Source organism: Mycolicibacterium litorale (genome assembly GCF_010731695.1).
GTDB lineage: Bacteria > Actinomycetota > Actinomycetes > Mycobacteriales > Mycobacteriaceae > Mycobacterium > Mycobacterium litorale.
Map to the genome: position 1 here is coordinate 3,549,200 of NZ_AP022586.1, position 24,486 is coordinate 3,573,685.

The window sequence follows — 24,486 nt, forward strand, 5'->3', positions numbered from 1 at the left end:
GACGCGCTGGTCGACGCGACACCGGCCAGCCGGGACCGGGTGGTCGACTTCCTGCGGGCCGCCAGCATCTGCGTTGTCGTGCTGTGGCACTGGACGCTGTCGATCACCCACTGGGACGGTGACTACACGCTCGTCATGCCCAATCCCATCGGCTACGTGCCCGGTAAGTGGGCGGCGACGTGGGTGCTGCAGGTGATGCCCGTGTTCTTCTTCGTCGGCGGCTACGCCAACCTCGCGGGCTGGGACGCGGTGACCCGCGCCGGAGGGAGCGCCGCGAGCTTCATCGGGGCGCGGATGCGGCGGCTGCTGGCGCCGCTGCTGCCCTTCCTCGCCGTGTGGCTGGCCTTCGACCTGGTGCTGCAGGCCACCGGCCGGCGCAGCGTGCTCGAGTGGGGAATCGTGGTGTTCGTCCCACTCTGGTTCATCGGCGTCTACGCCGGCGTCGTCGCCCTGGTGCCGTTCACGGCGCGCCTGCACCGGGCCTGGGGGTGGCGGGTGCCCGCCGTCCTCGCCGCGCTGGTCCTGGCATCGGACGTCCTGCGGCTGGGGCCGGGGTGGGGCGGGTTCGCCCCGGCACTGATCGGTTCGGCGTGCGTGTGGCTGTTCTGCCACCAGATCGGCTACTTCTGGCGCGACGGCACGCTGGTCAAGGCCGGCCGACTCGGGGCGGCGGCGGTCGCCACGGCGGGATTCGTCGGCCTCGTCGTCCTCACGACGTTCGGGCCGTACTCCCGCTCGATGGTCGCCGTGCAGGGCGAGGACACCAGCAACATGTTCCCGACCACCGCCCCCATCACGGCGCTCGCGACGTTCCAACTCGGACTCGTGATGCTCGCCCGTCCCCGGCTCAACGCATGGTTGCAGCGCCGCGGACCCTGGCGGGCGGTCGTCGCCGCGAACGGGGTGACCATGCCGGTGTTCACCTGGCACATGACCGCTCTCGTGGTGTTCCTGTGGTTCTACGAGCGGGCCGGGTTCGCGTTGTCCAGCGAGCCGACCGCGACGTGGTGGCTCACCCGTCCGGTGTGGATCGTGGGCCCGGGCCTGGTGCTCGCGGTCATCCTGGCGATGCTGGCCGGGAGTCGGCTTGCCGTGCGCCGATTGCGGCGACCGTCCTGAAGCCGGCTACCACATCGCCGACGGCATGAACCTGCGGCCAACCCATTTGGCCAGCTCGACGACCAGGAAGACCGCAATGGCCAACGCGATCGCGACCAGCCAGCCACGGATCGTGATGGGCGCTGTATGGAACCAGTCGTTCATGAACGGTGCATAGGTGAACAAGAGCTGCAGCACGAGCATCGCGCCGGCCATCCGCCATACCCACGGATTGCCCTTGAACACTTTCGGTCTCAGGCTCGACGAGGTGACGAACCGGCAGTTCAGCAGGTAGGCCAGCTGGCCGAGGGACAACATGTTCACCGCGGCGGTCTGGGCCACCGCCAGCGCCACTCCGCCCGCCCGCGCGACGAAGAACTCGGTGAGGGCGGCCCCCGCCACGAGCACCGACACCAGGGCGATCATCGCGATGTCGGCCCGGTTCACCAGCGCCTGGTCCGGCGTGCGGGGCGGGCGCTGCATGAGGCCGTCCTCGGCCTTCTCGAAGACCAGCGCGAGCGTCAACGTCACGGACGTGACCATGTTGACCCACAGGATCTGCACCGGCTCCAGTGGCAGCGCGAATCCGAGCATGATCGCGACGAGGATGATCAGCGACTGGGCGCCGTTGGTGGGCAACATGAACAGCACGGATTTGCGGATGTTGTCGTAGATGCGCCGTCCCTCTTCGACGGCCTTCTCGATGGTCGCGAAGTTGTCGTCGGCCAGGACGATCCCTGCGGCCTCCTTGGTCGCCTCGGTGCCCTTGATCCCCATCGCCACGCCGATGTCTGCCCGGGTCAGCGCCGGTGCGTCGTTGACCCCGTCGCCGGTCATCGCGACGACCTTGCCCTGGGCCTGCAGTGCGCTGACGATGCGTAGTTTGTGCTCGGGGCTCGTACGTGCGTAGACGTCGACCTCGTCGGCCACCTGCCGCAGCCGCGTCTGGCTCATCGCCTCCAGTTCGGCGCCGGTGACGACCCGCGGCTCGTCACCGGTCTTGATGATGCCCATCTCGCGGGCGATGGCGCGCGCGGTCCCGGCATGGTCACCGGTGATCATCGTGACCTGGATGCCCGCGGTGTGGCACGTCGCGATGGCCGTGATGGCCTCGGGCCTCGGCGGGTCGACGATGCCGACGACGCCGAGGAACTCCAGCCCGTCGGCGACGTCGTCGATGTCGACGGTGTCGGCGCCGGCCGCAGGTCGCCGCGCCGCGGCCAGCACGCGCAACCCCTGGTCGCTGAGTTCGTCGATGCGTGACTCCCAGAGCACGCGATCGAGCGGCTCGGCGGAGGCGCCGCCGGCCTGCGTGGTGGAGCGGTCGAGCAGCCGATCCGGAGCGCCCTTCACGTACAGACAGCGGTCACCGCCGGGTGTGGCGTTGAGCGTCACCATGAATTTGTTCGCCGATTCGAACGGCACCACACCGAGACGCGGCCAGTCGGCGTCGTCGACACCGACCTTCTGCGTCAACGTGCGCAATGCGCCCTCTGTCGGCTCTCCCACCACCCGCCACTGACCGTCGGCCTCGTCCAGTCGCGCGTCGTTGCAGACGGCCATCGTCGTCAGTAGTGCCGCCAGGTCGGGATGGTCGCCCGGAGCGATCGGTGCGCCGTCGAGGTCGATACCGCCCTCGGGCCGGTATCCGGTGCCGGTGACGTCGAACCGGTGGTGCGCGGTCACCACGGTACGGGCGGTCATCTCGTTCTGGGTGAGCGTGCCGGTCTTGTCCGAACAGATGACGTTGACCGCGCCGAGTGCCTCGACCGCGGGGAGCTTGCGGGTGATCGCCCGTCGGCGGGCCATCTGCTGCACGCCCAGCGCAAGGGTGATGGTGACGACCGCGGGCAGCCCCTCCGGGATGGCTGCGACGGCGAAACCTATTGCCGCGGTGATGAGTTCGCTGATCGAGAATTCGTGCAGCAGCTTGCCGATCACCAGCATCAACGCCGCCATACCCAGAATGCCCACCGACAGTTGACGGCCGAAACGCGCCAGCTTGCGGGTCAACGGCGTGTCGATGGTCTGGACGTCGGCGATGAGCGACTGGATGCGGCCGATCTCCGTACTGCTTCCGGTGGCGGTCACCACGCCGGTGCCGGATCCGGCGGCGACGATCGTCCCCGAGTACACCATCGACATCCGGTCACCCAGGCCTGCGTCCGCGCCGACCTTCGCGACGTCTTTCTTCGCCGGCAGTGATTCGCCGGTGAGCGCCGACTCCTCCACGCGCAGATTCGCGATCGCGAGCAGCCGCATATCGGCCGGAATCCGGTCACCCGAGGCGATGCGCACGATGTCACCGGGGACCAGCGTCTGCGCGTCCACCTTCTGCCAGTGGCCGTCGCGGCGTACCTGTGCGGTGACCGACAACATCTCCCGGATGCTGTCGAGCGCCCGCTGGGCCCGGCCTTCCTGGAGGAATCCGACCGTCGCGTTGATCACCGCGACGGAGATGATGACAACGCAGTCCACCCATTCGTTGAGGATGGCTTTCAGCACGCCGGCAGCGATCAGGATATAGATCAGGACATTGTTGAAGTGCGCCAGGAATCGCAGAATTGCAGGCCGGGGCTTCTTCTCGGGGAGTTTGTTCGCGCCGTAGACCGCCAACCGCTCCTGCGCGGTGACGCCGTCCAGCCCGTCACTCGAACTGTCCAATACCGCAAGGACTTCGGCAGCACTGTGCGAATACGCCAGCGCAGTGTCCAGCGCATCTTCTCCCGGGGCGGTGATTCCCGCCATATTCGGATGGTGCCCGTTGATGCGGCGCTATGCAATTGCAACTTCGCCGGCCGCCTCAATCGCGCATCACGACCGCAAGCCCGCGATGATCCAGCCAGCGCTGTTCGACGGGACGCTGAGCGCTTTTTTCGATGAGCGACGGGTACAGCGCGAGGTCGGTGAATGCCAATTGGCCGGATCGGAAGCCGACTATCGCGCCGGCCCGACCGCCGGAGTCGAACTGCTCGGAGAGGAAATCCAGGCAGCGTGCCGTCAGGATCGTCGCCCGTACCCGGTCGAACGGCGTGGGGTTGCCACCCTCCTGCACGTGACCGAGGACTTCTTCCCGCGCGTCGAAGAGGTCCCCGCCCTCCTTCTCGAACAGTGCGGTGATGAATCCGGTGGTGTACACGCGATCGGACCTTTCGCTGCGGACGATCAAGCCGACCCGGTTGCCGGCGCGGAAGCTCGCCGCCAGCGCGTGGACATCGGCGGTCATGCCGTCCAGGGTGATGCCGTCTTCCGGCAGGTAGATCCGCTCGGCCCCGGTGGCCAAACCGCTCATCAGAGCGAGATAGCCGCACTCGTGACCCATCACTTCGACGACGAACACCCGCCGCGTGGCGACCGCGGACCGCCGGATCTTGTCGACGTCGGCCACGATACTGTTGAGCGCGGTATCGCCGCCGACGCTCAATTCGGTTCCCGGGACGTCGTTGTTGATGGTCATCGGCAAACACACGATCGGGATGTCGAGCGCGGCATACTGCTCTCGGTGCCGGTGCAGCTCGTGCGCGGCCTGGTAGCCGGCCCACCCGCCGGCCATCAGCAGTCCGTCGATCCGGTGGGCCGCGACCTGTTCGGCGATCTGGGCGATCTCGGCGGGTCCGGGCACGTCCCGGTTGGTGCCGATCTCGGCGCCCCCTTCGGACACCCAGCCACTGACGTCCATCCAATCCATTTCCCGGACATCGCCGTTGCGTAGTCCGCGAAATCCGTTCCTGACCGCGAGCACGGTGTGGCCGCGGTCGAGGCCCAATCGGACTGCGGCACGCACCGCGGTGTTCATTCCCGGCGCGGGTCCGCCGCCGTGCACGATCGCGATCCGGCGTCGCGGCGCCGTGACCGGCCGCGGGGCCGCCTTCTGAATGGTCTGCAGAATCTCGTACGACTGCCGGAAGTTCCCACCGCGCAACAGCATTGCCTTGTCGTAGTCGTGGGCTTTGACACGCTCGGCGAGCTCCTGGGTCTGCGCCACACATTCCATCAGCGGTTCGGTGACCACCCGGTCACCCTGCAGCCCGATCATCTGGGCCGGCGCGTGTGGTTCGTCGGTGAGCAGTCGTTCGACCGCGAGATGACCGAGCACCGTGGCGAAGTAGCGGTCGAAAGCGCTTGGCGCGCCGCCGCGTTGCACGTGCCCGAGGACGGTGACCCGGGTCTCCTCGCCGAGTTCGTCTTCCAGCAGCGTCTTCACCTGTTCGGCGGTGATCCGGTTGCCGTCGCGGTCGTGGGCGCCTTCGGCGAGCACGACGACGCTGTGCCTGCGGCCGATGTCCCGTCCCGCTTTGAGGTCCCGGCACATCTGCTCCTCCCAGCCCTTGGCCGGCGGGTGCTCGGGGATGAGGACCCAGCTCGCCGCCGTCGCCAGCGACGCCATCAGGGCGAGGTAGCCGCAGTTCCGTCCCATCACCTCCACGACGAAGGTGCGTTGGTGGCTGGCCGCGGTGCTCTGCAGCGCGTCCAGCGCCTCGACGATGCGGTGCAACGCCGTATCGGCGCCGATCGTCATGTCGGTGCCGGCCATGTCGTTGTCGATCGACCCGACGAGACCGACCAGACGCAGGAACGGATGTGCCTCCGCGACATCCGGCGAGATCGCCCCGCTGTCGACCAGTTCGGGGAGCAGGCCCGCCCATTCCTGGCGGAACAGGTTGGCTCCGGCGAGGCTGCCGTCGCCGCCGATCACGACGAGCGCGTCGATGCCGTGCGAAACCATGTTGCGGACGGCCGCGCGGCGGCCCTCGCGGGTCCGGAACTGCTTGGACCGCGCGGTGCCGATGACGGTGCCGCCCTGGTGCAGGATGCCGTCGGCGTCAATCGGTTCCATGCGGCGGATGAGGTCACCGCCGGTGACGAGACCGTGATAGCCCTCGTGGACGGCGTACACGTCGATGCCGTGGTGCGCGGCGGTGCGGGTGACGGCGCGCACGGCGGCGTTCATGCCCGACGCGTCGCCCCCGCTGGTGAGGACAGCGATGCTCGATGGTGCGGACAAGGCTTCAGACATGTCACCGGCTCCCCGTGCCGTTGGTGAATGGTCGATCGCAGGACAACCTAGCCAGGACATCACAGGGCGAGGCGGTAGCGCATGCGATTGCCGTGGACCTGCCGCACCAACGCAATCAGGCCCCTCCGAAGAGGGGCCTGATCAGTGTGGCAGGTGCAGGATTCGAACCTGCGTAGGCGTAAGCCGACGGATTTACAGTCCGCTCCCATTGGCCGCTCGGGCAACCTGCCGGGTGGTCGCACCGTCCTCTCGGATTTGGTGCGACTAGCAGGGTACAACGAGGATGGTCCGAAGACGAAAACGCCCGAACAAGCCAGGAGGGGAGCGAGTCCATGGCGGATTCCAGCTTCGACGTCGTGAGCAAGGTCGATCGCCAGGAGGTCGACAACGCGCTGAACCAGGCAGCCAAGGAGTTGAGCACCCGATTCGACTTCCGGGGCACCGACACCACGATCGCCTGGAAGGGCGAGGAGACCATCGAGATCGTCAGCTCCACCGAGGAGCGGGCGAAGGCCGCCGTCGACGTCTTCAAAGAGAAGCTCGTCCGCCGTGACATCTCGATGAAGGCGTTCGACGCCGGCGACCCGCAGCCCAGCGGCAAGACCTACCGCGTCACCGGCGACATCAAGCAGGGCATCACCACCGAGCAGGCCAAGAAGATCACCAGAATCATCCGCGACGAGGGCCCCAAGGGCGTCAAGGCCCAGATCCAGGGTGACGAGATCCGGGTCAGCAGCAAGAAGCGCGACGACCTGCAGACCGTCATCGCCCTGCTCAAGCAGGCCGACCTCGACGTGGCGCTGCAGTTCGTCAACTACCGCTGAGCAACTCCGCGGTGACGTCGCGGCCGACGGTCTTGCCGTCGTCGCGGTGGTCGGTCGTGTTGCGGCACTCGCCGAGGATCGTGAACGCCAGCAGTCCGGGGTTGTTGGCGCGCCGCATCACGACCATCACACCGTCCTTGTGGATGACCGTGCCGTACGGCTTCTTGCCCGGCGGCGGCCCGTCGGTCCAGCCCGCCGCGACCATCGCGTCGGCCACCTGACGGGCGTAGGTGTCGAGGTCGGTGCCCGCGGGCAGCTGCGCGCTCATGTCGACGAACCCGCGATACGGCGGCTCCCCCTGGTCGTTGCACGACTCGAACGAGAACCCGCCGCCGACGTCCTGCAGGCCGGCGACCGTTCGCAGCTGCCGGCCGGCGTCGATGACCTGCGCTTCGGCCTGCTCGTCGGTCATCGGGCTGGCGACCTGGTCGCCGCCGCCACCTCCGGGTCTGGACATCGAGCAGCCTCCTAGGACGAACGTGCACAACAGCAGCGTGGCGGCCAGCGCCGCCCGCAGCGGCTCAACCGGCCGGTTTGTAGTCATGGTCAGTGGTCACAGAGCTCCCTGGTCGGCCGGCTTCCGGGTCGATGAAGGCGGGACTGCCCGGAATGTCGGTGTCGAGGTGCGGCAGCGGAACCCTGCCGCCGAACGGTAGGTCGATGTGGTCGGGTGTGGTGATGTGCGGTTGGCGGCGCCCCTCGGCGATCAGGTCCTCTTCGGCCAGCCGCTCGCTGTTGCCGCTGGCGATGTCGGTCATCGCCCGCATCGATTCGCTGCCCAGGTCGTAGTAATGGGAATGATCATGCACGTCCAGGCCGTCCTCGCCGGCCACTTCGGCGCGGAAACGCACCGAGCCGAACTCGTCGCCCGCGGGATCGGTGCCCAGCCCGGCGTCCGGACCGACCGGATAACCGAGCTCCCGGTTGAGCCAGTCGGCCGGTAGGTCACCGGGCATGCCGATCCAGCTGACGGGGTCCGTGGAGGCCGCGCCGACGTACACCTTGCCGCCGTCGAGGTGGAAGTCCTCGGCGCTCTTGGCCAGATCGGTGCCCGGGCTGCCGATGAGCACCGCGTCGTTGGCTTTCATCCCGCTGCCGGCGAACGCGTCGGCCACCGTCGTCGACCCGTAGGAGTGGCCGATCACCGTCACGTGGGACGGCCCGGTGTGTGTGGCCGCCAGGCCGTTCACGTCGGCCGCGAGCAGCTCGCCACCCGCGCGGGCGAGGTCCGGGTTCGCGACCCGTGTGTCGGTGAACCCGTCGGGGGCGTCGTAGCCCATCCACATGATCACCGCGGTCGGCTCGCCCGGGTTCGAGGTGTTGGCCTGGTCGTAGAGGTGGATCGCATCGTCGTGCCCGTCGGACAGCCAGCCGTCACGCACGCTGCTCCCGGTGCCCGGCACGATCACGGCCGTGTTCGCGGCGGTGTCCGGGTTGCCGATCGCGATCGCGGCGCGGCCCTGACCGTTGTCGGCGAGAGGCTGGTAGCCCCACAACATCGCCGGCCGCTGATCCTTGGGGTTGCTGCCGCGCTGGTGGGCCAGCCCCTCGCTGGTGCGCCTGGCGTTGTAGAAGCGGGTGGCGTCGGTCTGTGCCAGGCCGTACCGGGCCGGGTCGGCGATCACCTCGTTCTCGGTGACCCCGTTGCGTTGCGCGACGTCGCGCACCCGGTTGAGGTCGTCGTTCATCACCGCCTGGTTGACCTTGTCGCGCACGTCGGCGGGAATCCCGTTGAGATTGCCCAACTCCGGGGGATGCTTCGCGATCAGCCCGTCCTTCTCGGCCTGGCTCAGCGAGTCCCACCACTTCTTGACGTCCTCGGGTGCGGTCTCCTTGTCCGGCAGCCGACGCGGATCGCCCAGCGTGCCCGCAGGTGTCTGCGGCACCGGGCCGCCGAGCGCCGAGGTGATCGCCGCGGCCGTCGAGGTGTCGATCTCGCTGTACTGCGCGAGCAGTTTCTGCACGACGGCCGTCCACGCCATCGCCAGCCCGGTGAACACCGGAGGCAGATACGGCGGAGGGGTGCAGGTGCCGTCGTCGGCGACCTGCCAGCCGGTGGCGCGCAGGCTGTTGACCACCATCAGCAGACCGCGCCGCGTCGAGGACAGCTGCGAACCGCCCGACTGCAACGCTGTCTGCAACGCCTGCAGCCGCGCCCGCAGCGCCTCCTGCTGATCGAGGTCGGCCTCGGCCCTGGTGATCGCCGCCGACGCGGCCTTGCCCTGCCAGTTGGCGCGCAGCTCGGCCAGGGCGCGGCGCTGCTGGGTCATCAGGGTGTCGAGGCGGCTGATCTTCTCGCCGATCCGCGCGGCGGAGTCGACCAGCCCGTTCGGGTCGGAGGCCTCCACCACCGACAACGAAACCGTCACCGCACCCCCTGAGCCGACCGGATCTCATTATCACCCGGCCGGCGACGCGGTTGCTGCACCAATCGAATCGCCCTCCCGAGTGCGGCACCCGTCCTACGCTGATCGCCATGGCACTCGCTCACCGACAACCCAACGTCGTCGTCCTCGGAGGTGGCTCCTGGGGCACCACGGTCGCATCGATCTGTTCACGGCGCGCACCGACGATCCAGTGGGTGCGCTCGGAGGACACCGCCAAGGACATCAACGCCAACCACCGCAACTCCCGGTACCTCGGTGAGGACTGCGTGCTGAGCGAGACGTTGCGCGCCACCACCGACTTCGCCGAGGCCGCCAACAGCGCCGACGTCGTCGTGATGGGGGTGCCGTCGCACGGGTTCCGCGGGGTGCTCGAGGGACTGGCTGCCGAACTGCGGCCGTGGGTGCCGGTGGTGTCGTTGGTCAAGGGACTCGAACAGGGCACCAACAAGCGGATGAGCGAGATCGTCGACGAGGTGCTGCCGGGGCATCCGGCGGGAATCCTGGCCGGGCCGAACATCGCCCGCGAGGTCGCCGACGGCTACGCCGCCGCGGCGGTGCTGGCCATGCCGGATCAGCACCTGGCGGCGCAGCTGGCAGAGCTGTTCCGCACCAAGCGGTTTCGCACCTACACCACCGACGACGTGGTGGGCGTCGAGATGGCGGGCGCGCTGAAGAACGTCTACGCGATCGCCGTCGGCATGGGGTATTCACTCGGTATCGGGGAGAACACCCGCGCCATGGTGATCGCCCGTGCGGTGCGGGAGATGTCCAAGCTGGGTGAGGCCATGGGCGGACATCGGGACACCTTCGCGGGGCTGGCCGGGATGGGCGATCTCATCGTCACCTGCACCAGCCAGCGCAGCCGCAACCGCCACGTCGGCGAACAACTCGGCGCAGGCAAGCCGATCGACGAGATCATCGCCGCGATGAACCAGGTCGCCGAGGGCGTGAAGGCGTCCAAGGTGGTCATGGAGTTCGCCGAGCAGTACGGGCTGAACATGCCGATCGCCCGCGAGGTCGACGGCGTCATCAACCACGGGTCGACCGTGGAGCAGGCCTACCACGGCCTGGTCGCCGAGAAGCCCGGCCACGAGGTGCACGGGTCGGGCTTCTAGGTCAGTTGAAGTAGGGGTTGCGGCCCTCGCGCGGCAGCAGCAGCGGGTTGCTGGGCTGCAGCACGAAGCTGGCAGTCGGGCTGATGACGAAACCCGCGCCGTTGTGCGCGTCCACGCACGTCGTCATCGTGCCGTCGGTGCCGCAGCTCACGGTCTGGAAGCTCAGCCGGGTGTTCGGCGGCAACGGTTTGACGTTCTCGACGACGTTGGCGAACGGGGCTGCCACGTTGGCGAACGTCGGCACACCGCCGATGCCGCCGCTGACGAGGTTCGCGCCCTGCGGGGCGGCGGGAATGGGGCCGCTGCAGCCGTAGGCGCCGCCGCGCTGGATGACGCACGTCAGGCCGCCGGGGGCACCGAACGCGTACCAGGTGCCGTTCATCGCCGAGAACTCCGCGGGGCTCACGGGCGGCCAGGCGTTGACGTTGGGCGCGGGAGGCGGGGCGGGCGCGGGGGGTTGAGCGGCGGCAAGGCCTGCCGTCATGACCGCTGCGCCGGCGACGGTCGCGGCGCCGGCCAGGATTCTGCTGAGCACGCCCACACCATATGTTCCGCTGCGGCGGCGCGCACCGGCTGACTGGTTTCCCATGCGTTGATCATCGGCCCGCGGTGGAATTTCGTTTCGTGGCCCGACCGTCGCGGCGCCGCCGATCGCCGAGATCGACGTGAGGGTCGCCAGACCGCCGCGTTGCGACCCTGGTGTCGATCTCGCCTCGCGCGGGTCGCAGCAGACGGCGCTCAGTACAGGCCCGGTCCCCGTCCGGCCATCTCCTCCAGCCGGCGGATCCGGTCGGCGATCGGCGGGTGCGTGGAGAACAACTTGCCGATCTTCTCCCCCGACCGGAACGGGCTCGCGATCATCAGGTGCGCCTGGTCGGCCAGCTGCGGCTGCGGTGGCAGCGGCGCCGCCTCCACCCCACCGGAGATCTTGCGCAGCGCCGACGCCAGCGCCAACGGATCGCCCGTGAGCTCGGCACCGGACTGGTCGGCCTGGTACTCCCGCGACCGAGACACCGCCATCCGCACCACCATCGCGGCGATCGGACCGAGGAACGAAACCAGCAGCAGCGCAAACGGATTTGCGCCCTCGCGGTTACCGCCGAACATGCTGGCGAACATCGCGATGTTGGCCAGCGCGGTGATGATCGACGCCATCGCGCCGGCCACACACGAGATCAGGATGTCGCGGTTGTACACGTGGGACAGTTCGTGGCCCAGCACCGCTCGCAGTTCGCGTTCGTTGAGGATCTGCAGAATGCCGGTCGTGCAGCACACCGCCGAGTTGCGCGGATTGCGTCCGGTCGCGAACGCGTTCGGGTTCGCGGTGTCGGAGATGTAGAGCCGCGGCATCGGCTGGTGTGCGGCGTTGGCCAACTCGCGCACGATCCGGTACATCACCGGCGCCTGCAGTTCGCTCACCGGCTGCGCGTGCATCGCCTTCAGCGCCATCTTGTCGCTGTTGAAGTACACGTACACGTTCATGCCGACGGCGAACAGCACCGCCAGCGCCATGATCGACCGACCGAACAGCGAACCCACGAACACGATCAGCGCCGACATGCCCACCAGCAACAGGAACGTCTTGAGCCTGTTCGCGTGCGGATTCCACGTCATCAGCCACCTCCTCGTGAAGTCTTCGCTGATCCAACGCTGCACACGGCGGTTCAGGTTCCGGCGGAACTCAGCCGTGCCGGGTGATGGTGTAATCCACCAGCGAGGCGAGCGCCTGGCGTCCCGGCACGTCCGGCAGCGCCGCCAGTTCGTCGCGGGCCTCCTGCGCGTACCGCGCGACGGTCGCCTTCGCCTGCTCCATGCCTGGTGAGCGGCGTAGCAGCCGCAGCGCCTCGGCCAGATCGTCGTCGTTGTCGATCGGCCGGGCGAGCAGTTCGCGCAGCCGATCGGTGTCCGGACCGGTCTCGCGTAGCGCGTACAGCACCGGCAGAGTGTGAACACCCTCACGTAGATCGGTGCCCGGAACCTTGCCGGACTCGTCCGGATCGCTGTCGATGTCGATGATGTCGTCGGAGATCTGGAACGCCGTGCCGACGATTCCGCCGAGGCGCGCCAACCGTTCGATCTGCGCCTCGTCCGCGCCCGAGAACGTCGCGCCGAACCGGCCCGACGCCGCGATCAGACAGGCCGTCTTCTCGTACACCACCTTCAGGTAGTGGTCGATCTCGTCGACGCCTTCGACGGCGCCGCGGGTCTCGCGCATCTGACCGGTGACCAGCTGGGCGAACGTGTCGGCGATGATCCGCACCGCCTCGGGGCCAAGCCGTGACACCAACCGCGACGCCGTGGCGAACAGGTAGTCGCCGGCGAGGATCGCGATGTTGTTGCTCCAGCGGGCGTTGGCGCTCGGCGCCCCGCGCCGCATCTGCGCTTCGTCCATCACGTCGTCGTGATAGAGCGTCGCCAGGTGCACCAGCTCGATCACCGCGCCCGCCACCGTGACCTGCCACGCGTTGGGCTCCGGACCCAGCTGCGCCGACAGCACGGTGAACAGCGGACGGAACCGCTTGCCGCCCGCCTGGAAGAGATGCTGGACGGCCTCGGCCATCAGCTCGTCCGCCTTGCCCAGCTCCGTGGACATCAGATCCTCGATGCGGGCGACTCCGTCGCGGACTTCGGCCGCGAAGGCCGCGTCGCCGAAATCCACGCCCGCCACCACGGTCGCCGGTGTCCTCACCCTGCCAACATACTGTGACAATGAAGAGCCGGGCGGATGTGGTCGTTGTCGGCGCCGGACCTGCGGGTTCGGCGGCCGCGGCTTGGGCGGCCCGCGCCGGCCGCGACGTGCTCGTGATCGATTCCGCCCGCTTCCCCCGGGACAAGGCCTGCGGCGACGGGCTGACCCCGCGCGCGGTCGCCGAACTCGAACGCCTCGGCCTCGGTCCGTGGCTGGACACCCGCATCCGCCACCGCGGCCTGCGGATGTCGGGTTTCGGCGCCGACGTCGAAGTCGCCTGGCCCGGTCCGTCGTTCCCGTCGACGGGCAGCGCGGTCCCCCGCACCGAACTCGACGACCGCATCCGCTCGGTGGCCGCCGACGACGGCGCCAAGATGCTGCTGGGCTCGAAAGCGATTGGCGTCAGCCATGATTCGCATGGCCGGGTCGAATCGCTGACGCTCGACTCGGGTGAGGAGGTCGGCGTCAGGACGCTGATCGTCGCCGACGGGGCGCGGTCGACCCTGGGCCGGGTGCTCGGCCGCCGGTGGCATCAGCAGACCGTCTACGGCGTGGCCGTCCGCGGGTACATCGCCACGCCGCGCAGCAACGAACCGTGGATCACCTCGCACCTCGAGTTGCGCTCCCCCGAGGGCAAGGTGTTGCCCGGCTACGGCTGGATCTTCCCGCTGGGCAACGGCGAGGTGAACATCGGCGTCGGCGCGCTGGCCACCGAGAAGCGCCCCGCGGACGCCGCGCTGCGTCCGCTGATGTCGTATTACACGGCGCTGCGCCGGGAGGAATGGGGTTTCGACGGCGAACCGCGGGCGCCGCTGTCGGCGCTGCTGCCGATGGGCGGTGCGGTGTCGGGGGTGGCCGGGCCGAACTGGATGCTGATCGGTGACGCCGCCGCCTGCGTGAACCCCCTCAACGGCGAAGGCATCGACTACGGGCTGGAGACCGGACGCCTGGCCGCCGACCTGCTGGGTTCCGGTGACCTGTCGCAGGCCTGGCCCGCCGTGCTGAGCGAGCACTACGCCCGCGGCTTCTCCGTGGCCCGCAGGCTGGCGTTGCTGCTGACGCTGCCGAAGTTCCTGCCGCTGACCGGTGCGGTGGCGATGCGGTCGACGACGCTGATGCGCATCGCGGTGCGCGTGATGGGCAACCTGGTGACCGACGAGGACGCCGACGCGATCGCCCGGGTGTGGCGGGCCGGTGGGCTGGCCTCGCGCGGGCTGGATGCCCGCAAACCGTTCAGCTGATCACTGGTCGAGGCCGCGGCGTTTGGCGAACGCCAGCGCGATCCGCATGTCGGCGGGCGGATCGTCCCTGTGCGTCGCATCGGTGAGCGCGAGCGCGATGAGGATGTCGGCGGCGGTGATGAACAGCCCGAACCAGTACGCCCACTTCATTGACGGATCGGGCTGGGTGGTGAAGTACAGGATGAGGAAGATCGGCCCGACGATGCCGAAGACGAACATCATCGCCTGGAAACGAAGGTAGCGCCAGAACGTCTGCACCCGTCCTCCCCTGCCGCCGTTGTGGTGGAGCATATCCCGCAGGATGACATTCATGGTGGCGGTCTACCGGGCGCCGATGCGCTCACGCGATGACGGAATCGACGTCGCGAAGACAGTCGAGCGCGCCCGCCGGGTCGGGGTGTGCGGGTTCGGCGAACGCGGGGTGGACGAGGACCGCCTGGCGCGCCGCATATCGCGCTTCGCCGACGCGCCCGACGGCGCACTGGTGTGGACCCGCGACCCCGACGGACTGTTCTGGCTGGGCCGCATCGACGGACCGTACCGGCCCGACACCACCGCTGCCGCAACGGCGGTCGACCTGGTGCACATCCGGCCGTGCCGGTGGCTGCCGGAACCGTTCCTCGAACCGGAGGTCCCGGCGGTGGTGCTGGCGACCTACCGGCGCGGCGGGCGGAACTTCCAGCAGACCCACGATTCCGCGGTCGGCCCCGAGAGTGCGCGGCTGTGGGAGGCGCACACGAACGCGGGGTAGCGCGCAGGCGCGCTGATGCGCTCGAAGCGCTGTCACGCAACGCTTCCGACGGTCGCGGCCGTATACGGCGGCTGCCGTGTCAGCGGTGGGCGTACCGGGTATCCGAGACGACGGCACGGTAGCCCGGGAAGGTGGTCCGCCAGGCATGCAATTCGGAATCTTCACGGTCGGGGACGTCACCCCCGATCCGACCACCGGCACCACACCGACCGAAAACGAGCGGATTCGCGCCACCGTGGCGATCGCCAAGAAAGCCGAGGAGGTCGGCCTCGACGTCTTCGCGACCGGTGAACACCACAACCCACCGTTCGTGCCGTCCTCACCGACGACGCTGCTGGGCTACATCGCGGCGCAGACCGAACGCCTCATCCTGTCCACCTCCACGACGCTGATCACCACCAACGATCCGGTGAAGATCGCCGAGGACTTCAGCGTGCTGCAACACCTGAGCGGCGGGCGCTGCGATGTGATGCTGGGCCGCGGCAACACCGGGCCGGTCTACCCCTGGTTCGGCCAAGACATCCGCAAGGCGGTCCCGCTGACCGTCGAGCACTACGGACTGCTGCGACGGCTGTGGCGGGAGAAAGTGGTCGACTGGAGCGGTCAGTTCCGCTCCCCGCTCCAGGGCTTCACGCTGGCGCCCCAACCGCTCGACGGGGTGCCGCCGTTCGTGTGGCACGGATCGATCCGCACACCGGAGATCGCCGAACTCGCCGCCTTCCACGGCGACGGGTTCTTCGCCAACCACATCTTCTGGCCCGCCTCCCACACCAAACGCCTGGTTCAGCTGTACCGCCAGCGGTTCGAGCACTACGGACACGGCAGTGCCGACCAGGCGATCGTCGGCCTCGGCGGGCAGGTGTTCATGCGCCGCAACAGCCAGGACGCCGTCGACGAGTTCCGGCCCTACTTCAACAAGGCACCCGTGTACGGGTACGGCCCCACACTCGAGGAATTCACCTCGCAAACTCCGCTGACCGTAGGATCACCGCAGCAGGTGATCGACAAGACGCTCGGCTTCCGTGAGTACGCCGGTGACTACCAGCGGCAGCTATTCCTGATCGACCACGCCGGTCTGCCGCTCAAGACGGTGCTGGAACAGCTCGACCTGCTGGGCGAGGAGGTTCTTCCCGTGTTGCGCAGGGAGTTCCGAGTCGGCAGACCCGACCACGTGCCCGATGCGCCGACCCACCAATCGCTGGTGGCGGCGGCGCGGGAGCAGACACCGTGACGCGCCTGGCCGTGATCAGCGGCGGGTTACGGCAGCCGTCGTCGACCCGGATCCTCGCCGACCGGCTCACCGCCGCCGTGGAATCCGAACTGACACAGCGCAACACCACGGTGACCACCTCGGTGATCGAACTTCGTCCACTGGCCCGGTCGATCACCGACACCATGCTCACCGGGGTGGCCGCCGAGGAGCTGGAAGCCGCCTTCGCCACGCTCGCCGACGCCGACGGGGTGATCGCCGTGACACCGGCGTTCAACGCGTCCATCAGTGGCTGTTCAAGTCGTTCTTCGACGTGCTGCCCCAGGAGACGCTCTCCGAGATGCCGATGCTCATCGCGGCCACCGGTGGGACAGAACGCCATTCACTCGTCCTCGAACACGCGATGCGCCCGATGTTCTCCTACCTGCACGCCATCGTCGCGCCGACCGGTGTCTACGCCGCGACGGCCGACTTCGGTGGACAGCGGGAGGCTGCGGACCTCACCGCGCGAATCGCCAAGGCGGCGTCGGACTTCGTCCGCCTGCTGCAGGCGTGCGGCGCCCGTACCCGCCGCGACGTGTTCACCGAGGAACTGACCGAGATGCAGCGCCTCCTCGGCTCGTCCCAGCCGCACGGCGACGGGACGGTCGAGGACTGACCGCCTCAGTCAGCGCTGGGGCTTGACCGCGGCGTGCAGCGCGACGATGCCGCCGGTCAGATTGCGCCAGCGCACCTGCGACCAGCCCGCGTCGGCGATGCGCTGTGCCAGACCGTCCTGGTCGGGCCAGGCGCGGATCGACTCGGCCAGATAGACGTAGGCGTCGGGATTGGACGCCACCGCGCGCGCCATCCGCGGCAGCGCCTTCATCAGGTACTCCTTGTAGAGAGTGGCGAAGGCGCGGTTGGTGGGCGTGGAGAACTCGCACACCACCAGACGTCCGCCCGGCCGCGTCACCCGTGCCATCTCCTTCAGGCCCGCGACGTGGTCGACGACGTTGCGCAGGCCGAAGCTGATGGTCACCGCGTCGAACGATTCGTCGGCGAACGGCAGTTTGGTCGCATCGCCGGCCACCTTCGGCACGGCGCGCTGACGACCCGCCGAGAGCATGCCGACCGAGAAGTCCGCGGCCACGCACCAGGCGCCCGAGGCGGCGAGTTCGACCGTCGACACCGCGGTCCCCGCCGCCAGGTCGAGCACCTTGTCGCCGGGGCCGATGCCGAGCGCCGACCGCGTCTCGCGCCGCCAGAACCGGTCCTGGCCCAACGAGAGCACGGTGTTGGTGAGGTCGTAGCGGCGTGCCACCGCGTCGAACATCGACGCGACCTCGTGGGGGTTCTTGTCCAACGTCGCCCGGCTCACGACGCCGACGCTACCTGTGAATCTGCGGTCAGCGGGAATGGGGGACGCCGGGAGTGCCCTTGTAGCCCGTATGAGCGGAAAAGTCTGGTTCATCACTGGTACCTCGCGCGGATTCGGCCGGGAGTGGGCGATCGCCGCGCTCGAACGAGGTGACCGCGTCGCCGCGACGGCGCGCGACACCGCGACGCTGAGCGATCTCGTCGAGAAGTTCGGCGACGCGCTGCTGCCCTTGACGCTCGACGTCACCGACCGCGACGCCGACTTCGCGGCGGTCAAACAGGCCCACGACCACTTCGGGCGCCTGGACATCGTCGTCAACAACGCCGGCTACGGCCAGTTCGGTTTCATCGAGGAGCTCTCCGAGCAGGAGGCGCGCGACCAGATCGAGACGAACGTGTTCGGCGCGCTGTGGATCACCCAGGCGGCGCTGCCGTACCTGCGCGCTCAGCGCAGCGGCCACATCGTGCAGGTGTCGTCGATCGGTGGGATCAGCGCTTTCCCCAACGTCGGGATCTATCACGCGTCGAAGTGGGCGCTCGAGGGGTTCTCGCAGGCCCTGGCGCAGGAGGTCGCGTCGTTCGGGGTGCACGTCACGCTGATCGAGCCGGGCGGGTTCTCCACCGACTGGGCCGGCCCGTCGGCCAAGCATGCGACCCCGCTGCCCGACTACGCGCAGATCCACGAGGAGGCCGATCGTGCGCGCAGCCAGCGCTCGGCCACACCGGGCGATCCGAAGGCGTCGGCCGGCGCGATCCTCAAGGTCGTCGACGCCGAGAATCCCCCGCTGCGGGTGTTCTTCGGTGCGGGACCGCTGTCGATTGCGAAGGCCGACTACGAGAACCGGCTCAAGACGTGGGAAGAGTGGCAGCCGGTCGCCGTGGAGGCGCAGGGTTAGCCCGCCTTGCGCGCGCTCGTGAGCTGCGCGAGCGTGCGCAAAGAGATGCCTGCGCGCGGCGTGTCGCGAAGCAGACACGCACGCTCGCGGTGCGGGGTGAGTCAGGGTCAGGCGGCGCGCAGGCGGCGCTGTCCGAGCACCGCCTCGTAATGCCCGAGTAGTTCGTCGCAGATCGCCGGCCAGGTGCGGCCGAGCACGCTGCGCCGGGCGGCGACGGAATAGCGTTGCCGCTCGGCGATCAGGTGGTCGACGGATTCGCTGAGCCGGGCCTCGAAGTCGGCCACGTCCAGCAGGAGCCCGGTGCGGTACGGCGCGACCAGATCGCGGGGCCCGCCGGCGTTCGGGGCGATCACCGGCAGCCCGGAGGCCATCGCCTCCTGCACGGCCTGGCAGAACGTCTCGTGCTCACCGGGGTGGACGAACACGTCCATGCTGGAGTAGGCGGCCGCGAGCGCATCGCCGTACAGCGCTCCGGTGAAAATCGCTGTCGGCATGGCGGATTCGAGCTTGCCGCGGTCGATGCCGTCCCCGACGACGACCACCTGGAGATCGTCGCGCGCACTCAGCGCCGCCAACCGTTCGACGTGCTTCTCCGGCGCCAACCGCCCGACGAACCCGACGATCGGCTTGCCGTCCGGGGACCACCGCAGGCGTAGATCGAGGTCGCGGGCCGACGGCGCGAACCCGGTGACGTCCACGCCGCGCGCCCAGCGGTGCACCCGCGGGACGCCGTGCGCCTCGAGGTTCTCCATCGCCGAGGTCGACGGCGCAAGCGTGCGGTCGGCCCGGCTGTGCAGGTGCCGCGTCCACGCCCACGCGGCGCGCGACGCCGCCCCGATGCCGTAGCTCTGCGCGAAACCGGCGACGTCGGTCTGGAACACCGCGACCGTCGGCACCCCGAGATGACGCGCGGCGTGCAGACCGCCGTAACCGAGCAGCGCCGGCGACGCCAGGTGCACGACGTCCGGGTCGAATCCACGCAGCACCCCGACCATGCGGGGCCGCGGCACGCCCAGCGGCAGTGAGGTCACCTTCGGGAACATCCGCGAGGGCACGCGGTGCACCCGCACCCCGTCGTGCACCCGCTCGGCCGGCGATTCACCACGCGGGGTGTCCGGGGCGATGACGATGACCTCGTGGCCGGTGCGGCGCAGATGCTCCAGCACGCGGAGCACCGAGTTGGTGACGCCGTTGACGTTGGGGAGGAAGGACTCTGCGACGATCGCAACGCGCACGGCCGAAGCCTCGCAGCCCAAACTGTCGACCAGGTTGCGCGCCGGAATACGCGACGCGAAGATCCGGCGCGGTACGGTTTGCCTGTGCGGATCTGGATCACGCTGGTCGCGGCGGTGCTGCTGCTGGTGACCGTCGGCTGCACGCGTGAGATCACCGGCGCCGCCCGGCTCGACCCCAATCAGCCCCGCACCGCGATCACCGAGGACGGCTACGGCATCCTCGTCGGCGATCCCGAGGCGTCGGCGCAGATCGAGGTGTTCACCGAACCGCAATGCCCGCACTGCGCCACCCTGCAGGCCGACTACGGCCGCGAGATGGCCAGCTACATAAGCCTCGGTCAACTGGCCGTCACCTACCGGCCCGTGACATTCCTCGACCAGGACGGTGACCACTCCGCGCGGGTGAGCAACGCGATGTTCGCCGCCGCCGAGGCAGCGCCGCGGGCCGTGGCATTCCAGGCGTTCGTCGAGGATCTGTGGGCCCACCAGCAGCCCGGCGGCAACGGGCCGTCCGACACCGAGATGGCGGACATGGCCCAGGAGAGCGGGATACCGGCCCCGGGCGTGCAGGCCGTCGCCGGCGGCAGCGTGGCCGTCGACACCGCTGACATGTCCGACCTCAACATCGGACTGCTCGCCGAGCTGAACTCCTACCAGGTCGCCACCCCAACGGTGTACAACCTCAACACCGACGAGGTGCTCGACATCTACGACGAGAACTGGCTGGCGAAGCTGATCTCGACGATCTAGCCGCCACTACGGACGAAGTGCCACGCGAATGCAGTTGTCCTGCTTGTTCTTGAACATGTCGTAGGCGCGCACACCCTGTTCGAGCGGCAGGTCGTGGGTGATGAGCTTCGCCGGGTCGAGGTCGCCCTGCTCGACGTAGTCGAACAGCCGCGCCATGTACCGCTGACCGTGCTGCTGCGCCGATTTCAGCGTCAGCCCCTTGTTCGTCACCACACCCATCGGGAACTTGTCGGTCAGCCCGTAGACCCCCAGCACCGACACCACACCGCCTTTGCGGCACGCCAGGATCGCCTGGCGCAGCGCGCTCGCCCGGTCGGTCTCCAGGCGCAGCAGCTGCTTGGCCCGGTCATAGACCTGTTGCAGACCGGTGCTGTGGCCCTCCATGCCGACCGCGTCGATACACGCGTCCGGGCCGCGGCCACCGGTCATCTCGCGCAGAGATTCCTGCACGCTGTCGGCGGACCCGTAATCGATGGTCTCCACACCGAATTCGCGAGCCAGCGACAGCCGCTCGGGGAAGCGGTCGATGACGATGGCGCGTTCGGCGCCGAGCAGCAGTGCACTCTTGGCCGCCATCAGCCCCACTCCCCCGGCACCCCACACCGCGACGGTGTCACCGGCGCTGACGTCGCAGAAGTCCGCGCCCATGAACCCGGTCGGCACGGCGTCGGACAGGAACAGCGCCTGCTCGTCGGTGATGTCGCCGGGAATCGGGAAGCAGTTCGTGTCGCCGAACGGCACGCGAACGAACTGCGCGTGCGATCCGGCGTAGCCGCCGAACGGATGCGTGTACCCGTAGATGCCGCCGGACGGATAACCCAGAAGGGGTTGCTGCAGTTCGGCGTTCGGGTTGGTGGTGTCACAGCACGAATACAGTTCGTGGTCGCAGTACCAGCACCGGTTGCAGCCGATGAACGACGGGACGACGACGCGGTCGCCGACCTTGACGTCACGGACCTCACGCCCGATTTCGACGATCTCGCCCATGAATTCGTGGCCGAAGACGTCACCCTCCCGCATGCCGGGCAGGTAACCGTCGATGAAGTGCAGATCGGATCCGCAGGTCGTGGTCAGCGTGACCTTGAGGATGACGTCGTGCGGGTTGATGATCTCGGGGTCGTCGACCGTCTCCACGGACAGGTTGTTGACGCCGTTCCAGCACAGTGCGCGCATGAGTGGACTTCCTTACCGCGCGGACGGGCGCGCGCTCGGGTTGTTTCGGATGGTCGGCACCTCGCCGGTCTGCAGCAGGGCCCGGCAGCGGTAGAGCACCTTGAACGCCAGCGCGCCGGAGAGCAGATCGGGGGCGGACGTCTTGGTCCGCAGGGTGACCTCGGTGCCGAGGTGGTTGGGTGCGGGCCGGAAGCTGACGAGGATCTCGTTGCCGTCCTCGCCGGTGAAGCGGATGCCCCCGTTGTCGGTGTGGACCGTCGACTCCCACGTCGTCTCGACCGGACCGGCGTGCAGGTTCCACCGGTAGCGGTCGGGTCCGGTGTTCTCGACGTCGCCGAGTTCGCCGAGCACGACCGACATCCGTCGCGCGTCGCGCCACAGTTCCTCGACTTCGACGACGTCGGCGTTGATCGTGACCGTCTGGCCGTTGCTCGCATCGGTCGGCGTCTTGTCGGGCATCTTGTCGCTGACCACGTTGGCCACGTTTGCGGCCAGGCTGGTGGCCCGGTCCTTGGCCGCGTCCAGAATCGACATGTGGGCTCCCTCCGTCGCGCGGGGCGATACCCGGCGGGGGGACGGCCAAACGCGTCAGACCGGCTCGGGCTCCGGGGCCAGCCGCTTCTGCAGGACCGCCAGCCCGATCAGCGCGCCGCCGGCGATCAGCCAGCCGACGACCGCGATCGACCCGGCCGGGATGATCGCCAGCGAGGCGTTGCGGTCGCGCACTCGCACGAGGTCGGGGTTGTTGCGGTCGTACTCGACGTAGATCCGCATCCCCGTCTCCAGCTCGGACGGGTACAGCACGCCCAGTTCCGGGCGGTACGTGATGCGGTCGGGGGTGACGAACTCGATGGTCGATCGCCGGGGTCCGGCGCTGAGCACCGTCGCCTCGGCGACGCCCATGTGGCGTTCGATCTGGCGGTCGTTGCGCCATGCGCCGATCACCATCAGCGTGGACTGCAGGGTCACCAGACACGCCGCGATGATGATGCCGATCCGCACCCGGCGGATGATCCGCTCGGACCGCGTCTCGTCGCCGTCACCCCACAGGTGCGGGATCACCACCCGGCGGATCGCCGCCAACCGTTCGGCCGATCTCACAGCGCGGCCTTGATGGCGGCGTGCAGCGCGCGCAGCGACGACCTGTCGGCTTTCACCTCCAGCACGCGCATCCCCTGGTGCGGTTCGTCGAGCGCCTCGGCGAGCTGGCCGACCTCGATCTGACGATTCTCCACGTGGTAGGCCCGGCACAGCGCGCCGACGTCCACATCGTGCGGGGTGCCGAACACCCGCGACGACACGTCGCTGAACCGCGGATCGCCCTGTTCGAGCAGTTCGAAGATGCCCCCGCCGTTGTCATTGGACACCACGATCGTCAGGTCGCGCGGGGTCGGCTCGGTGGGCCCGATCAGCAGGCCCGAGCTGTCGTGGACGAACGTCAGGTCACCCATCAGCGCGACCGTGCGTCCGCCGGTGTGGTCGTGGGCCAGTGCCGCGCCGATCGCCGTCGACACCGTCCCGTCGATCCCCGCGACGCCGCGGTTGGAGCGCACCTGCACACCGTGCGGGGTGAACCCGACCAGCGCGGCGTCGCGGACCGGGTTGCTCGCGCCCAGCACCAGCTGATCGCCCGGCCGCATGGCGTCGGCCACCGCGGCGGCGACGTGCAGACCGGTGGTCAGCGGATGCGCGGCGAGCTGTCCGCGCACCGCGGCGACGGCGTGGGCATTGGCCTCGGCGCAGCGCCGCAGCCAGGCCGGGTCGGGGGTGCCGCTGGTCACCGCGCGGGTGCCGGTGGCCTGCGAGTTCCCGCTCACATCGGGCCAGCGCGGCCCGGTGGTCAACGCGTACGCCGGCACCGACGGGTCGGCCAGCAGCGCCGAAACCGGCCGGTGCAGCGTCGGGCGGCCGAGCATGATGACCTGCCTCGGCCGCAGCAGCCGCAACGCCAGCGGGTGCAGCGGATTGGCCGCGGGCGGCGCTGTCGGTTCGGCGACCGTCGGCAGGTCCGCGAGGTTCGGGTGCACGCCGGCACCGTGGCCGGCGATCACCACGGTGTCCGGGGTGACGTCGATGTCGACCGGCTGGTCGAACATCACCGGCGGGGTGTAGGTCCACGGCTTGCCGTCCGGCCGTCCCGGCGGGCAGGAGCCGTCGTCGTCGAACGTGGGCACCAGCGGTTCGCGCAGCGGGATGTCGAACTGCACCGGTCCGGCGTTGGCGCTGCGAGAACCCGTGGCGGCCACCAGGACTCGGCAGGTCGCCGATCGCCACTGACCGTTGAGCGACGTCAGGTCGCCCGGGCCGCCTGCGCTCAATTCCGGGGCGAGGCCCAGGCTGATGTTGGCGCGGACCTGGTTGCCGAAGTAGCCGAGCTGCTCGAAGGTCTGGTTGGCGCCGGTGCCCAGCAGTTCGTAGGGCCGGTTGGCGCTGAGCACCACCAGCGGCACCCGCGCGTAGTTGGCCTCGACGACGGCCGGGCCCAGGTTGGCGACCGCGGTGCCCGAGGTCATCGCGATGCACACCGGGGCGCGCTCGGCGACCGCCAGCCCGATGGCGAGGAATCCGGCGGTGCGTTCGTCGATACGCACGTGCAGCCGCAACCGGCCCGCGCGGTCGGCGTCGGCCAGCGCGAACGCCAGCGGCGCGTTGCGTGATCCCGGACACAGCACGACGTCGCGCACGCCGCCGCGAACGAGTTCGTCGACGACGACACGCGCCTGTGCCGTCGAGGGGTTCAT

General features: G+C 69.1%; 23 protein-coding genes, 1 tRNA gene and 1 pseudogene. 10 read left to right on the plus strand and 15 right to left on the minus strand.

The window, feature by feature from the left end:
- The first annotated feature begins 39 nt into the window (after positions 1 to 39).
- Positions 40 to 1,119, plus strand: a complete 1,080-nt coding sequence (locus G6N30_RS16795; RefSeq protein WP_163687637.1) for an acyltransferase family protein — start codon at positions 40 to 42, stop codon at positions 1,117 to 1,119.
- A 6-nt stretch (positions 1,120 to 1,125) separates the two neighbouring features.
- On the opposite strand, the gene G6N30_RS16800 is transcribed toward G6N30_RS16795, so the two are convergent.
- From G6N30_RS16800 to G6N30_RS16810, 3 genes are all read right to left on the minus strand, one after another.
- Positions 1,126 to 3,846, minus strand: a complete 2,721-nt coding sequence (locus tag G6N30_RS16800) for a cation-translocating P-type ATPase (protein WP_134054677.1) — start codon at positions 3,844 to 3,846, stop codon at positions 1,126 to 1,128.
- A gap of 55 nt (positions 3,847 to 3,901) precedes the next feature.
- Positions 3,902 to 6,115, minus strand: a complete 2,214-nt coding sequence (locus G6N30_RS16805; protein WP_134054680.1) for a 6-phosphofructokinase — start codon at positions 6,113 to 6,115, stop codon at positions 3,902 to 3,904.
- Between the two features lie 147 nt (positions 6,116 to 6,262).
- A tRNA-Tyr gene (locus tag G6N30_RS16810) sits at positions 6,263 to 6,345 on the minus strand.
- Positions 6,346 to 6,447: 102 nt separating this feature from the next.
- Between G6N30_RS16810 and G6N30_RS16815 the strand changes: the two genes are divergently transcribed.
- The gene (locus G6N30_RS16815; protein ID WP_134054682.1) at positions 6,448 to 6,939 is read left to right on the plus strand and encodes a YajQ family cyclic di-GMP-binding protein; all 492 of its coding nucleotides are present in this window, start codon (positions 6,448 to 6,450) and stop codon (positions 6,937 to 6,939) included.
- Here G6N30_RS16815 and G6N30_RS16820 read toward each other — a convergent pair.
- Together G6N30_RS16820 and G6N30_RS16825 are read right to left on the minus strand one after the other, a co-directional pair.
- Positions 6,926 to 7,396, minus strand: a complete 471-nt coding sequence (locus G6N30_RS16820) for a lipoprotein LppJ family protein (protein WP_234880160.1) — start codon at positions 7,394 to 7,396, stop codon at positions 6,926 to 6,928. The two genes, G6N30_RS16815 and G6N30_RS16820, sit on opposite strands and share 14 nt — an antisense overlap.
- Before the next feature lie 64 nt (positions 7,397 to 7,460).
- Positions 7,461 to 9,308, minus strand: coding sequence for an alpha/beta hydrolase (locus tag G6N30_RS16825; protein ID WP_134054686.1), 1,848 nt, complete (start codon positions 9,306 to 9,308; stop codon positions 7,461 to 7,463).
- A gap of 107 nt (positions 9,309 to 9,415) precedes the next feature.
- Here G6N30_RS16825 and G6N30_RS16830 point away from each other — a divergent pair, with 107 nt between their 5' ends.
- The gene (locus G6N30_RS16830) at positions 9,416 to 10,441 is read left to right on the plus strand and encodes an NAD(P)H-dependent glycerol-3-phosphate dehydrogenase (protein WP_134054688.1); all 1,026 of its coding nucleotides are present in this window, start codon (positions 9,416 to 9,418) and stop codon (positions 10,439 to 10,441) included.
- A gap of 1 nt (position 10,442) precedes the next feature.
- On the opposite strand, the gene G6N30_RS16835 is transcribed toward G6N30_RS16830, so the two are convergent.
- The 3 genes from G6N30_RS16835 to grcC1 all read right to left on the minus strand — a co-directional run bounded on the left by G6N30_RS16835 (position 10,443) and on the right by grcC1 (position 13,130).
- Positions 10,443 to 11,030 (minus strand): hypothetical protein, encoded by a 588-nt coding sequence (locus G6N30_RS16835; RefSeq protein WP_134054690.1) that lies wholly within the window; start codon positions 11,028 to 11,030, stop codon positions 10,443 to 10,445.
- A 149-nt stretch (positions 11,031 to 11,179) separates the two neighbouring features.
- Positions 11,180 to 12,055, minus strand: a complete 876-nt coding sequence (gene htpX, locus G6N30_RS16840) for a zinc metalloprotease HtpX (RefSeq protein ID WP_134054692.1) — start codon at positions 12,053 to 12,055, stop codon at positions 11,180 to 11,182.
- A 67-nt stretch (positions 12,056 to 12,122) separates the two neighbouring features.
- Complete coding sequence (grcC1, locus tag G6N30_RS16845; protein ID WP_179965473.1) at positions 12,123 to 13,130, minus strand: nonaprenyl/(2E,6E)-farnesyl/geranylgeranyl diphosphat synthase; 1,008 nt, start codon at positions 13,128 to 13,130, stop codon at positions 12,123 to 12,125.
- 20 nt (positions 13,131 to 13,150) lie between these two features.
- Between grcC1 and menJ the strand changes: the two genes are divergently transcribed.
- Positions 13,151 to 14,371, plus strand: a complete 1,221-nt coding sequence (gene menJ, locus G6N30_RS16850; RefSeq protein ID WP_134054694.1) for a menaquinone reductase MenJ — start codon at positions 13,151 to 13,153, stop codon at positions 14,369 to 14,371.
- Here menJ and G6N30_RS16855 read toward each other — a convergent pair whose 3' ends face one another.
- Positions 14,372 to 14,683 (minus strand): hypothetical protein, encoded by a 312-nt coding sequence (locus G6N30_RS16855; protein ID WP_407664656.1) that lies wholly within the window; start codon positions 14,681 to 14,683, stop codon positions 14,372 to 14,374.
- Here G6N30_RS16855 and G6N30_RS16860 point away from each other — a divergent pair.
- The 4 genes and pseudogenes from G6N30_RS16860 (at position 14,673) to G6N30_RS27470 (ending at position 16,990) form a co-directional block, all read left to right on the plus strand.
- Positions 14,673 to 15,122, plus strand: a complete 450-nt coding sequence (locus G6N30_RS16860) for a GAF domain-containing protein (protein ID WP_134054698.1) — start codon at positions 14,673 to 14,675, stop codon at positions 15,120 to 15,122. The genes G6N30_RS16855 and G6N30_RS16860 overlap by 11 nt on opposite strands.
- A 145-nt stretch (positions 15,123 to 15,267) precedes the next feature.
- On the plus strand, positions 15,268 to 16,353 hold the full coding sequence (locus G6N30_RS16865; protein ID WP_134054700.1) for a CE1758 family FMN-dependent luciferase-like monooxygenase: 1,086 nt from the start codon (positions 15,268 to 15,270) through the stop codon (positions 16,351 to 16,353).
- An 11-nt stretch (positions 16,354 to 16,364) separates the two neighbouring features.
- A pseudogene (locus G6N30_RS27465) lies at positions 16,365 to 16,565 on the plus strand (NADPH-dependent FMN reductase); the annotation flags it as partial.
- Positions 16,566 to 16,672: 107 nt separating this feature from the next.
- Positions 16,673 to 16,990, plus strand: a complete 318-nt coding sequence (locus G6N30_RS27470; RefSeq protein WP_325053512.1) for an NADPH-dependent FMN reductase family protein — start codon at positions 16,673 to 16,675, stop codon at positions 16,988 to 16,990.
- 9 nt (positions 16,991 to 16,999) lie between these two features.
- Here the strand turns inward: G6N30_RS27470 and G6N30_RS16875 are convergent, their stop codons facing one another.
- Complete coding sequence (locus G6N30_RS16875) at positions 17,000 to 17,692, minus strand: demethylmenaquinone methyltransferase (RefSeq protein WP_134054702.1); 693 nt, start codon at positions 17,690 to 17,692, stop codon at positions 17,000 to 17,002.
- Between the two features lie 70 nt (positions 17,693 to 17,762).
- Between G6N30_RS16875 and G6N30_RS16880 the strand changes: the two genes are divergently transcribed.
- A complete protein-coding gene (locus G6N30_RS16880) occupies positions 17,763 to 18,587 on the plus strand; it encodes an SDR family oxidoreductase (RefSeq protein WP_134054704.1) in 825 nt (274 codons plus the stop codon).
- Between the two features lie 107 nt (positions 18,588 to 18,694).
- Here the strand turns inward: G6N30_RS16880 and G6N30_RS16885 are convergent, their stop codons facing one another.
- A complete protein-coding gene (locus tag G6N30_RS16885; RefSeq protein WP_134054706.1) occupies positions 18,695 to 19,822 on the minus strand; it encodes a glycosyltransferase family 4 protein in 1,128 nt (375 codons plus the stop codon).
- A gap of 84 nt (positions 19,823 to 19,906) precedes the next feature.
- Here G6N30_RS16885 and G6N30_RS16890 point away from each other — a divergent pair, with 84 nt between their 5' ends.
- Positions 19,907 to 20,572 (plus strand): DsbA family protein, encoded by a 666-nt coding sequence (locus G6N30_RS16890; RefSeq protein ID WP_179965474.1) that lies wholly within the window; start codon positions 19,907 to 19,909, stop codon positions 20,570 to 20,572.
- Between the two features lie 6 nt (positions 20,573 to 20,578).
- Here the strand turns inward: G6N30_RS16890 and G6N30_RS16895 are convergent, their stop codons facing one another.
- From G6N30_RS16895 to menD, 4 genes are read right to left on the minus strand one after another with little or no spacing between them, the layout of a single operon-like run.
- Positions 20,579 to 21,745, minus strand: a complete 1,167-nt coding sequence (locus G6N30_RS16895) for a zinc-dependent alcohol dehydrogenase (RefSeq protein ID WP_134054708.1) — start codon at positions 21,743 to 21,745, stop codon at positions 20,579 to 20,581.
- Between the two features lie 12 nt (positions 21,746 to 21,757).
- Positions 21,758 to 22,279 carry an SRPBCC family protein gene (locus tag G6N30_RS16900; protein ID WP_134054710.1) on the minus strand — a complete coding sequence of 174 codons (522 nt, stop codon included), beginning with the start codon at positions 22,277 to 22,279 and terminating at the stop codon, positions 21,758 to 21,760.
- Positions 22,280 to 22,333: 54 nt separating this feature from the next.
- Entirely contained in the window at positions 22,334 to 22,846 is a 513-nt protein-coding gene (locus tag G6N30_RS16905; RefSeq protein ID WP_134054712.1) for a DUF3592 domain-containing protein, read from the minus strand.
- Positions 22,843 to 24,486 carry a 2-succinyl-5-enolpyruvyl-6-hydroxy-3-cyclohexene-1-carboxylic-acid synthase gene (gene menD / locus G6N30_RS16910; protein ID WP_134054714.1) on the minus strand — a complete coding sequence of 548 codons (1,644 nt, stop codon included), beginning with the start codon at positions 24,484 to 24,486 and terminating at the stop codon, positions 22,843 to 22,845. Before menD ends, G6N30_RS16905 begins: the two co-directional genes overlap by 4 nt.